At 40.1% G+C, this 12,492-nt stretch carries 7 protein-coding genes; 2 read left to right on the top strand and 5 right to left on the bottom strand.

What is annotated here, in order from left to right; all coding sequences use genetic code 11:
• Positions 1 to 35: 35 nt before the first annotated feature.
• The 5 genes from ACQ2HE_RS02865 to ACQ2HE_RS02845 all read right to left on the bottom strand — a co-directional run bounded on the left by ACQ2HE_RS02865 (position 36) and on the right by ACQ2HE_RS02845 (position 6,284).
• Positions 36 to 2,036 (bottom strand): alpha-ketoacid dehydrogenase subunit alpha/beta, encoded by a 2,001-nt coding sequence (locus tag ACQ2HE_RS02865; protein ID WP_430894745.1) that lies wholly within the window; start codon positions 2,034 to 2,036, stop codon positions 36 to 38.
• A 45-nt stretch (positions 2,037 to 2,081) separates the two neighbouring features.
• Positions 2,082 to 2,432, bottom strand: coding sequence for a phage holin family protein (locus ACQ2HE_RS02860; RefSeq protein ID WP_430894747.1), 351 nt, complete (start codon positions 2,430 to 2,432; stop codon positions 2,082 to 2,084).
• 46 nt (positions 2,433 to 2,478) lie between these two features.
• Entirely contained in the window at positions 2,479 to 3,768 is a 1,290-nt protein-coding gene (locus ACQ2HE_RS02855) for a M16 family metallopeptidase (RefSeq protein WP_430894749.1), read from the bottom strand.
• A gap of 5 nt (positions 3,769 to 3,773) precedes the next feature.
• Entirely contained in the window at positions 3,774 to 5,015 is a 1,242-nt protein-coding gene (locus tag ACQ2HE_RS02850) for a M16 family metallopeptidase (RefSeq protein ID WP_430894751.1), read from the bottom strand.
• A gap of 78 nt (positions 5,016 to 5,093) precedes the next feature.
• A complete protein-coding gene (locus ACQ2HE_RS02845) occupies positions 5,094 to 6,284 on the bottom strand; it encodes an aspartyl protease family protein (RefSeq protein ID WP_430894753.1) in 1,191 nt (396 codons plus the stop codon).
• 182 nt (positions 6,285 to 6,466) lie between these two features.
• Here ACQ2HE_RS02845 and mqnC point away from each other — a divergent pair, with 182 nt between their 5' ends.
• A complete protein-coding gene (gene mqnC, locus ACQ2HE_RS02840) occupies positions 6,467 to 7,594 on the top strand; it encodes a cyclic dehypoxanthinyl futalosine synthase (protein WP_430894755.1) in 1,128 nt (375 codons plus the stop codon).
• Positions 7,595 to 7,824: 230 nt separating this feature from the next.
• On the top strand, positions 7,825 to 12,183 hold the full coding sequence (locus ACQ2HE_RS02835) for a PAS domain S-box protein (RefSeq protein ID WP_430894757.1): 4,359 nt from the start codon (positions 7,825 to 7,827) through the stop codon (positions 12,181 to 12,183).
• Positions 12,184 to 12,492 lie beyond the last annotated feature (309 nt).

The raw sequence follows: 12,492 nt of genomic DNA, 5'->3' as shown, positions 1-12,492 counted from the left end.
GGGATCTTTAACTCTAAATTCACGAACTAAGCCAACTAATAGGTCAATAAGTCTTGGACAAAATCATCAAGTCTGTTTTTAGCGAGATAATTCTTTTCTAATTCTAGATTAAAAGGAATAGGAGTGTCTAAAGAAGCACAACGTTTAACAGGTGCATCTAATAGTTCAAAACAATGTTCGGCGATCCAAGCGGCTATTTCACCGCCAATTCCTCCAAACAAATTGTCTTCATGCAATATCAACACCTTTCCGGTTCTCTTCACTGCTGAACGAATTGCATCATAGTCCAACGGAAGTAAAGTACGGAGGTCGGTAATATCGATGCTCAGCTCGGGATGTGCTTTGGCATAATCCAGTGCCCAATGCAGGCCTGCCCCATAAGTAATAATGGATAGGTCGCTGCCTTCCTGAACCCATTTCGCTTTTCCGATTTCAATTTCATAAGCGGTCTCTGGAACCAATCCCGACACACTTCTATACAAAGCTTTGTGTTCAAAGTAAAGCACCGGGTTAGGATCATTAAAAGACGCGATCAATAAACCTTTTGCATCTATTGGCGTGGAAGGATATACCACTTTTAAACCGGGAACATGGGTAAACCAAGCCTCGTTACTTTGACTATGAAAGGGACCTGCACCCACACCACCACCGGTAGGCATTCTTACTACCACATCGGCACTCTGACCCCAACGATAATGTATTTTAGCTAGGTTGTTTACAATTTGATTGAACCCAACAGAAACGAAGTCGGCAAATTGCATTTCCATCATCGACTTGTATCCTTTGATGCTTAATCCGAGTGCAGCACCAACAATAGCACTCTCACACAGCGGTGTGTTTCGCACGCGTTCTTTGCCAAATTCTTGTACAAAACCTTCTGTGATCTTAAATGCACCGCCGTATTCTGCAATGTCTTGACCCATCAGGATCAAATTCGAATGAAGCTTCATAGAAGTTCGCATTCCGTCACTGATGGCATCAATAAAGCGCATTTCTTTTCCGGAAGGATGAAAATAATGTTGGCTATTGTCTATAATGGTAACAGGAAAATCTTCTCTGGGCGCATACACATCTGTCATTTCTTCGATGGTATCCGGTTCAATGGCCGAGGCCTTATAAGCGATCTGTAATTCGGATTCAATCAACTCTTTCAATTCTTCTTTCACCACTTCAACAGAGCCTTCATTCAATACACCCAATTCAATAAGATAGCGTTCAAAGTTCTTCACCGGATCTTTCAATTCCCATTGTTCGAACAAATAAGAGGGAACATATTTGGTACCACTTGCTTCTTCATGACCTCTCATGCGGAAGGTCATACACTCGATCAAATAAGGCTTCTCATTCTTTATACAATAATCCTTCACTCCTTTAATGGTATCATACACAGCCAAAAGGTTATTGCCATCAATTTTCACTCCTTCCATTCCATATCCCTTCGCCCTGTCTACCAAACTTTCACATCGGAACTGTTCGTTAATGGGAGTGCTCAAGCCGTATCCGTTGTTTTCAATGATGAAAATAACGGGTAAGTCCCATACGGCAGCCGTATTCAATGCCTCGTGAAAATCACCTTCGCTGGTGCCACCATCGCCTGTAAACGCAACAGAAACTTTGTTTTCTTTTTTTAGTTTATGAGCTAACGCAATGCCATCGGCAATGGCGAGCTGTGGACCAAGGTGAGATATCATTCCACAGATATGGTGCTCTTTCGTGCCGAAATGGAAACTTCTTTCCCTTCCTTTACTATAGCCCTCTTTATTACCTTGCCATTGTTGAAATAGTTTGTGGAGCGGCATGTTACGAGTTGTAAACACACCCAAATTGCGATGCAGCGGCATGATCCATTCGTCTTCATCCAAAGCTAAGGTAGCTCCAACAGCTATCGCTTCTTGACCAATTCCACTGAACCACTTACTAATTCTACCCTGACGAAGGAGAACCAGCATCTTTTCCTCAATCATTCTTGGCCAAAGAATGCTTTTATAAAAATGAAGCAACTCTTGATTCGAGAGTTCTTTTCGATCAAACTGCATGTGCAAGCAAAATTTTATTGAAGTTACTACAAATAAACGATGCGTTTATTCCTCTGATTCTTCCTGTTTTTCTTTGTACAATATCGAAGTAACAATTGATAAAAGCAAGCTGAATAGCAGCGCCCACCAGAATCCGTCTACACGGAAACCCTCTAACAACTCGTCTGCCAACAAAATCATGCCTGCATTAATAACGAACAGGAAAAGACCCAAGGTAACCAATGTAATGGGCAGGGTTAATATTACCAGAATTGGCTTTAGTATTCCGTTGAGAATGGCCAAAACGAGGGCCAGAGAGATAGCAGTCCAAAAGTCATCCACATGAATTCCTTTCAGAACTTTGGAAAGCCCGAAAGCGATGATGGAGGTAACCACTATACGCATCAAAAATTTCATGGTCTAATTCTTTCCGGAAAGGTAGTATTTCCGCTGTTAAGATTCTCTAAATAACAACCAATTCATGGAAAGCCTCCGGTTTCAAATACTTGTTGGCCAATTCCATCAAGTACTCCGGACTTGCCGTTTTTATCGTTTGCAAACTGGTGTAGAAATACTGTTCATCGAGATTGTTCAATAACAAGTTTCTCCAACGAGCCATTATTTGAAAAGCTCCATCCAAATCGCCTAATATAGAACCAATCATATAATTCTTTGTAGTTAACAACTCTTCATCGTCAACCGGTTCTTCGCACAACAATTTCATTTCTTTGTACACCTCCTCAATGGTTGCTTCGGCAACATCTCTTCCCGCTTCCGTACTCACCATCCAAGCCGTTTCTCCTAAGTGATTTTGGATATAACTGTAAATACCATACGTATAGCCTTTTTCTTCTCTGATATTCGCCATCAATCGAGATCCAAAAAAACCGCCAAACAAGGTATTTAGTAACAATGCAGGCTGAAAGTCGGGATTAGAACGATCAGGAAACGGCCTTGCTATTCGAATGGCCGCTTGTACTCCTTTTTCATCATTTACAATCCAATGCTTTTTTTGCTCCGCCGGTGTTGGCTTGAAAATTCTAGAAGCTTTATAACCCTTGTGGTTTTTGAAAGGCAATGATCCGAAATGCAAATCCAATTCTTCTAAAATTCCTTTTGGTAGTTTACCCGCTAAAAATATTGCACAATAGCCCTGCTTATAATGCTTTTCATAGAACTGCACCAAGTCTTCTCGCGTTAAAGCGGTATAGTCTTCGGCATTGTTATAGCGACCATAAGGATGTTCTTCACCATATATCAAAGCATCAATTAAACGCCCAGCCACAAAATCGCTCTTCGTCAGATTTACTTTCAATCGCTGAAGCGAGTTTTGTTTAAACAATGCCAATTCATCTTCCGGAAAAACAGAATCCATGATCAACTTACTCACTTCGGGTAGTAATACACTAACGTGCTTGTTCAATGTATGCAGTGTAAGATCGGCTGTTTCGGTATAGCAAGTACGATTCAAGTACGCACCGTAGTACTCAAAGAATTCATTGATCTCAAAAGCTGATTTTTCAGATGTCCCGTTTTTCAACATAAAGTTGGTAGCACCTGCTTGCGACTTCTTATCTTCATTCCAACTTCCCGCATAAAACATCCAACTAATCTGTACAGCTTCCTCAGTACCCATGTCTAAATAATAAACATCTACTCCATTCTTCAAAGTAGCTTTTTGAACAAGTGGTAAACTGATCTTGAAATCAATGGGCTCCTTAATATCCGGAGCAATTTTTCTATCTAAACTCATGTGAATTAATTCTGTGTGCTTTTGTAGTAAAGCGTGTTTGAATTTTTAGTGTCGAAGATTTGACGGCTGTAGTTCAACATATCATCAGCAGTGATAGCAAAGTACTGGTCACGATCGCTATTGAACAATGCCGCATCGCCAAGTAGCTCGTAAAAAGCCAAACTATTGGCACGTGCCATTACGCTCATGTCTTCGAATGCCAAGGCAGATTCGGTTTTATTCTTAACCTTCACCAATTCTTTTTCAGAGATACCGTCTTGCACCAATTTTTCTACAATTTCATTTACAGCTTGGTGTGCTTTGTCTAATGAAACCCCTTTCACCAACTTACCCTCAATGGTAACCAATCCGGGTTCTACTGTACCAAAATGAAAACAATCAATATTGCTGAACAATTTCTGTTCTTTTACCAAGCTTTGGTACAATCTACTTGAACCGCCACCACCGAGTATTTCAGTGATCAAGTCAGCAGCAAAATATCCTTTGCTTAATCGCTGATCCATGTGCCAGCACTTATAGAAGGCATCAAGAGGAACATCGGCATTCACTTCTTTGAATCGTGCTTCGGTTTGTTTTGGCTCTAACGCTATGGCGCGTTGGTATTTTTCACCTGACTCTATGGTTCCAAACCATTTTTCAGCCAAGCGTCTTACTTCCTCCGTTTTTACATTGCCTGCCACAACAAGAATTGCATTTACGGGGCGGTAATGTTTGAAGAAGAAACTTTTTACATCTTGTAAAGTGGCTGTTTCGATATGCGACAACTCTTTCCCTATCGTCATCCATTGATAAGGATGCACTTTGTAGCAAAGCTCTCTCATATGAAACCATACATCTCCGTATGGCTTATTGATATAATGCTCTTTGAACTCTTCGCATACTACTTTGCGTTGTACGTCCAAGCTCTTTTCCGAAAAAGCAAGTGATAACATGCGATCACTTTCCAACCAAAAAGCAGTTTCCAAGTTCTCTGCCGGAAGTTGTACATAGTAGTTGGTAAGATCGTTACTCGTATAGGCATTGTTTTCACCTCCTGCCATTTGCAAGGGTGTTTCAAAATCTTCGATATTGATGGAACCTCCGAACATCAAGTGTTCGAAAAGGTGAGCAAAACCGGTTTTAGAAGGGTTCTCGTCTTTTGCGCCTACATCGTACATCACATTCACAACTGCCATAGGAGTAGAAGGATCTTCATGTACTACCACTCTCAATCCATTCGAAAGGACAAATTTCTCTAATTGAATCATATGCTACTGTTTCGAAAGGCAAAGGTAACGATTCACGTAGGCTAAATGCTGCGAAATGAGGAATTTGTTGGTAGCAAATTAGTTAGTGATACTCTTAACTTTCAAAGTAAGCATAATCGGCCCTTCGTCACGCATCACAAGAATTTTCAAGCGCCCACCCGGGGTTTGCAACAGTGTTTTGTATGCTTGAATATTGCTACTGAAATTATTTTCAACTGCCATAACCACATCGCCCGCTTTAAAGCCTGCCTCTTCAGCGGGAGACCCAGGCATTACATCGATAATTCGAATTTCACCATCAATCATATACATACCCAAGCCTGTATAGGAATAATCGAACGGCTCATAAAAATGTGAATTGGGCATTAAATAGATGTCTCGCTTATCGTAATTAATGATCAAATTGAAACGACGCAACAAATCATTTCCAATCAATCCTCCCAAATAGGGATAAGATGTAACATTGTATTCATCGGTGAAAATAAAGGCCGGTACATTTTTAAATTTAAAAGGACCTATTTTCACAGACTTTACCACCCCCGTTTTCATGGGCGCCTTTCCTCCGAGCCCCTCGGCTTGCGTGGCATACCATTTACGCTTTGATTTAATAAAACTACTATCACTTACAAAATCGCTCGACATTAATAAACACATGCCGGCTCCTGTATCAAAATAAAACCGGTTGGTAACCTCATCCTCGTCTCTAACTGTTGCTGAAAATATAGGGAGGTTTACTAACAGTGGTTTCAACAAGTGTCCTCCTCTAGGATATTTTATCGTGCCCTTGGTATACACATACAACTTGGAGCTATCGTAGTCTACTTTAACAATAAATCTGCTGAGAAATGCATATCCTATAATTCCGTCTATTTTTTCGCCATAAGAAGAGGTCAACACTTCATAATCATTGATATGAAAATTCATACTATCCACCGTCAGCCCGGGCAAATGAAGGGTATTGTTGTACGCAAAACGAACTTGGCGAATTCCTGCAATTCCTCGGATGGTTCGATCACTCAATTGGGTAGGGAGGCTAAGCCGCTGAGTGGTGGTTGAATCGAGTGAAATACCGCCACTACCGGTATCAAGGATAAAGTTCAACGTGTCGGTAAAATTATTTAGTTTCCCCTTGAGGGTAATAATTCCACCGGTTAATAATTTGAATTTGAAGCTAGTAATGAGTTTAGCTGGAGGAGGGATGAATTCTTCCTGTGCAAAAGACATGAGGCACGCAAAACAAAGCAGTAGTATCGTTAAAATCTTCTTCATGAAAGGTCTAAACTCTTCAATAAATACGCAGTTATTGAGCAAAATGTTTCTGCGAAGGCTGAATTTCAATAAAAATTTACGCCATTTTTATTGATTTAGGATAGTTTTCCCAAGTTTGACTTGTTAAGCCGGCTATTTTCGGATTGATTCAACTTTTTCTTGCCTAATTTTGTATCTCTATTATGATGAACTTATCTGAATTGTACGAAAGAGCCCTGCGCCTCGAGTTCCTATCGGCAGCAGAAGGGCAATATTTGTTTGAAAATGCGCCCCTCACTGAGTTGATGTTTGTAGCAAACGAGATCAGAAAAATACAGGTTCCGCACGGGAAAGTTACTTGGCAAATCGACCGAAACGTGAACACCACGAACGTATGTATAGCCAATTGTAAATTCTGTAATTTCTACCGTATACCCGGACATGCAGAAGCATACATCACCGACATAGACACCTATAAAAAGAAAATCGACGAAACCATCCGTTGGGGTGGCGATCAGCTCTTGCTTCAAGGAGGACATCACCCGGAACTCGGACTTTCTTTCTATACAAATCTGTTCAGCGAATTAAAGTCGTTATACCCAAATATTAAATTGCACACCCTCGGACCACCCGAAGTGGCCCATATCACCAAATTGGAAAAATCGACCCATGCCGAAGTGTTGAAAGCATTGAAAGATGCGGGCATGGACAGCTTACCCGGTGCAGGAGCCGAAATATTGGTAGATCGCGTTCGCCGCTTGATTTCAAAAGGAAAGTGTGGATCTCAAGAATGGCTTGATATTATGCACGAAGCTCACAAGTTGCACATCACAACTTCTGCAACAATGATGTTCGGACATGTTGAAACATTGGAAGAACGTTTTGAACACCTACTCAAAATTCGAGAAGTGCAATCCAGAAAACCTGCAGACGCAAAAGGTTTTCTCGCCTTTATTCCGTGGACTTTCCAGGATGCAGATACTCTTTTGGCTCGAATTCGTGGAGTTCAAAACCTTACAACGCCTGAAGAATACATCAGAATGATCGCAATTTCAAGAATCATGCTTCCTAATATTAAAAACATTCAAGCCTCTTGGCTAACAGTGGGCAAACAAACCGCTCAAATCTGTTTACACGCCGGTGCGAATGATTTCGGAAGTATTATGCTAGAAGAAAATGTAGTGAGTGCTGCCGGCGCCCCCCACCGATTTACCTATAAAAGCATCCAAGAAGCCATCCGAGAAGGCGGATTCGAACCCCAACTTCGCAACCAACAATATGAATGGAGAGAATTGCCTTCAATAATTGAAGAGCAAACCATTAATTATTAGGAAAAAGACTCAAGTATATTAAAAAACGTCGTCCATTGGGACGACGTTTTTTGCTTTTAAATTCACTGCCATATTTACTTACCTAATACTATTCAGATAGCTTTTCTAAACATAAATTTAGCTGGAGCGGGTGAAAACACTTAGTTATTCAAAAAACATACCCTTGTTTTCAATAGCCTATACAGATATGTTGTTATACTTGTTATACCAATATTCTATCCTTTTAATACATGAGTTCTACTCTGAAAAAATCACTGAGAATTGCACTGGTTTTAGTAGCCGCCGTAATGTTTATTCAGTACTTACGTTACTATCAGTCGAATCCTACCGACAAGGATAGAGACCTCAATCTTCAATTAACTGAGTTATCGGCAAAACAGCACGTTTTACATCAAACCATCTTCAAAAACGCTTACTTGGCTTGCAGCCCCGTTAACGACTCTCTCAGCTTTCAAGGATACAAACTCATTCTAAAGTCTAACACAGAAGAACTTGAAAAGAATCAAGTTGCCATGACCAAATTGCTAAATGAAAGCAATTTGGGAACTACAGACATCAGCCTTGATAGCAAACGCCTGTTAACCAATGTTCAAGTTCTCAACAAATCACTTCTATCAACTTTAGCACCTCTATTGGGTGCCAAAAAGCTTGGAACACCAGAACTACATAATAAATTAATCAGCGACTTACAAAAACTGGATGCTTCAATTAATCCGGTAATTGAAGAAGCAGTAAGCGCTTTGCGAACACAAAGAGACAAACAAGTAATTGCCGCAAGAAAACTCGATACCGGTAAATTAATGATTCTATTGCTGGCTTTCTTAATTCTTAGCGTCTTGGTATTAGAACCTGTACTTAAGGGGACGCAAGAAAATATGGAAGCGCTTCAAAATGCACAATCCAATTTGATCAGCGAAAAACAATCCTTGGCTTCTATTCTCCATTCACAAACAAACTTTGTGGTGAGAATTGATCAAAATGGGATCTTTCAATACGCCAACCCTTCCTTTCTTGGCGCTTTTGGTTATTCTGAAAACGAATTGATCAATACTCCATTTTACAATACACTTTTACCAAAAGACATCGTGCTTAGTCAAAAAGCAGCTGAAGAGTGTTGGAGAAATCCTGGTAAAGTAGTACCCCTTTTGATCAGAAAGCCTCTCAAAAACTCTAAGGAGTATTTATGGACCGAATGGGAATTCGTTTCATTGAAAAATGAGAATGGCGAAATGGTGATTCAAGGCATCGGTAGCAATGTGAATGATCGAGTAATTGCAGAACAACAAAAGGAAGAGGCAATGCGAACTGCTTCTTACGCGATGACCTATGCCAACATGGGAGCTTGGAAACTCAACCTAATTAGCGAAGAATTAGTATTGAGTAAAGAGGTCTTAAAACTCATTGGTGAGTCGGAGAACAGCAATCCAAATATCAATGTACTTCAGTTTGTAAAAACCTATATAGTAGCGGAGGATCATCCCTTGGTGCTTAAAGAATTGGTTGAAGTTAAGAATGATAAAGAAAATATCAATTCAGAAACCAGCTTTCAATTCAGAATCAGAACACAACAAGGCCTCATAAAACATATCTTATTAAAAGGGAAAGTAATTGCAGACTATAATGCTTTCGGAATTGTTCAAGACATAAGCGACCAAAAGCTTGCAGAGCAAGCATTGCTTCACAGCGAACAACAATTCAGGCTTCTTGCAGAACATTCGGAAGACATTATTACAGAAACAACTCTTGACGGCAGGATGCTATATATTTCTCCATCTGTTTCCAGAACCTTGGGTTATGAACGAGAGGAAGTAGAGGGAAAAAACATCATCGACTATGTACATAGTGACGATGTTTTCAAATTTAGCTCCACAGAAGAAACCAACCCATTGGAATCAGCTGAAAACCTCACCATTCGCTACCGCATTCGGAAAAAAGACGGTGACTATATTTGGTTAGAAACCATCATGAAGCCGGTAAAAGAAAACGGAACCGTATCAAAGCTTATCTGTACTTCCAGAAATATCACAGAACGCAAACAAGCAGAATCTGAACGCGAGCAATTGCTTTCTGAAGTTAAACAATCAGAAGAGCTCTTGCGAACAGTAATTGATTCCACTCCTGATTGGATCTTTATCAAAGACCGCTCTCATCGATACCTACTTGTTAACCAAGCCTTCGCGGCCGGTGCCAATATGCATCCCAAAGATTTTGTGGGTAAAACAGATATCGAAGTTGGTTTTGAAGTAGACATCGTGAAAGGAAATCAAGAAAAAGGGATTAGAGGGTTTTGGGAAGATGATAATGAAGTAATTCAGAGCGGAAAGACAAAACACATACAAGAAGAACCTAATCAATATCACGGAAAAGAACAAATATTCAGTACAGTAAAAATTCCATTAAAAGATGCTGATGGATATGTTTGGGGAGTACTAGGTTTTGCGCATAACATAACCGAAATGAAACGTGTTGAAGCGCATTTGCAGCAAAAAGATCTTTTGTTGCAAGCAGTTACAGAAGCTACACACCAACTGGTAAGCAATAGTCAATTAAATGATGCACTAACCGAAGCCATTCAATTGATCGGAAATAAAATTAAAGTAAACAGTGTAAAAGTATTCCAGATAAGCACCTCAAATACGGGTATTGAAGAAGCTGTACCGGTAACACATTGGATGAGTGAAGACGACGGCTCTTGTTCTTTGGAGCCAATTGCATTATCGAAATTGAAATCGCTACTTACCAAACTTAAACAGGAAGAACTATTCCATGCTACAAAGAATGATTTGTCGGCCGACCTGTTTAAATGCAAGCTTTTTCATGAGAAAGCCGAGTCTATAATGGTGGTACCTATCTTCGTAAGAAAAGAGCTGTGGGGTTTTGTTGACTTTTGTCAGTGGTACCAAGAGCGCGAATGGAGTTTGAGTGAGTTCTCCATTTTACAGTCTTTCGCAACAACTGTTGGTGCTGCAGTAGAAAGAATTCAAATGGAAGAAGAATTGATGATTGCTAAAGATGCGGCAGAAACAGCCAGCCGAGCAAAAAGTGAATTCATGGCCAACATGAGCCATGAATTGAGAACACCGATGAATGGTATCATCGGATTTACAGACCTCGTGCTTACCACAGAACTACAACGATCTCAAAGAGATTATCTCGAAAACGTAAAGAAATCGGCTTACGGATTACTGAATATTATTAATGATATCTTAGACTTCTCAAAAATTGAAGCCGGAAAACTCTTGATTGATGATGTTGACTTCAGACTAGATGAATTGGTTGAGGATGCGGTTGATCTTCTTACCGTTAAATCCTATGAGAAAAATCTGGAAATGATCTGCTACATCGATCCGCGTTTGCCTTCAACTCTAAAAGGAGACCCCATTCGTATCAGACAGATTTTGGTGAACTTGCTCGGTAATGCGATTAAGTTTACGCAAAAAGGAGAAATTGAAGTAAGTGTTGAAATGAATAGCGATCTGTATGAAAAATCAAACCGTCAATTTGTAGATATTACCATTGCCGTTCGTGATTCCGGAATCGGAATCTCAAAGGAAAAACTGAATAAAGTTTTTGAAAGCTTTACACAAGCCGACTCATCCACCACTCGGAAATTTGGCGGAACAGGTCTTGGGTTAACCATTTCAAAAAACTTGGCCGAGCTTATGCACGGCGATTTAAGCGTAACTAGCAATTTAGGAGAAGGAAGTCGCTTCAGTTTAGCGCTTACCTTAGAAGTAGTCAATGCTAATCCTCATTGGGTTTTGGGTGATTCAATTCCATTGAAACGAGTGCTTATTATCGACGACAATGCAAGTAATCGAAAATGGATCAAGAAAACCCTTTCATTTGTAAACATTGACCCTGTATTAGCCGCTTCTGCACAAGAGGCAATGATCTACCTCGATAAAGTAAAAGGCAGCATTCATGCACCTCAACTCATTATCTGTGATCAACATTTGTCGGGAGTAACCGGCATTGAGTTCATTCGCAGTTTGCAGAGTCAGAATAGCATATCAGGTATTCCTACCTGCATCATGTTGTCGAACATGGAAAAGACCTTGTATCAGAACGAAGCTGAAAAAGCAGGAATATATAATATACTAAGCAAGCCGGTTAAACTGTATGAAATGTACAGTCTACTCTTTGCTATCAGTGCCGGCACCAATGTTGCGGAAAGCTCTGATAAAGAGACGCCTGTAATCGAAAAGATAACCGAAGCTGCGACGATTATGGTTGTCGAAGACGATCCGATCAATATGATGCTTATTACCGAAGTTCTAAGAAAGATGGGCTTCGATATTATTAAGGCCAACGACGGAAAACAAGCCATCGATATGCTTCCTCATATTGATCCGGTATTGATTTTTATGGACGTAAACATGCCTGAAATGGACGGTTACACCGCCACCCGACATATTAGAAAAATGGGCGAACAATACAGAACCCTCCCCATTATTGCCCTTACGGCAGATGCCATGCAGGGAGATCGAGAAAAGTGTATCGCGGCAGGTATGAACGACTATGTAACCAAACCATTCAAAATCGATGAAATAGAAGCAGTGCTTAAAAAATCGATGCTCCTCGTTTAGTTTACTTACCGTTTACAAAGCCAAATTCACCTTCTAAACTGACCCAAACTCAGGCTGAAATTGAGTTTTCAGCGAATTTTTTCAAATTTTTTTTGAACAAAACTGAACCTCTAAATCCTTGATTTGCAGTATTAATACTGCCAAATTCGTAGATCTACGATATGCGGAAAACTGCAAAATGCTTGCATTTACTGAAATTGGATTATATGTTTACACCGTAGTTCATAAGAACAAACACTTAACAATCCAACACATCCTCACGAAATAACCTACCAATTAGTCCAGAAAAACCATTCGTACATTTTTTCG

The organism is Endoryza foliicola (assembly GCF_050589245.1).
Taxonomy (GTDB): domain Bacteria; phylum Bacteroidota; class Bacteroidia; order Chitinophagales; family Chitinophagaceae; genus Endoryza; species Endoryza foliicola.
This window is presented reverse-complemented; position numbering and strand designations above follow the sequence as displayed.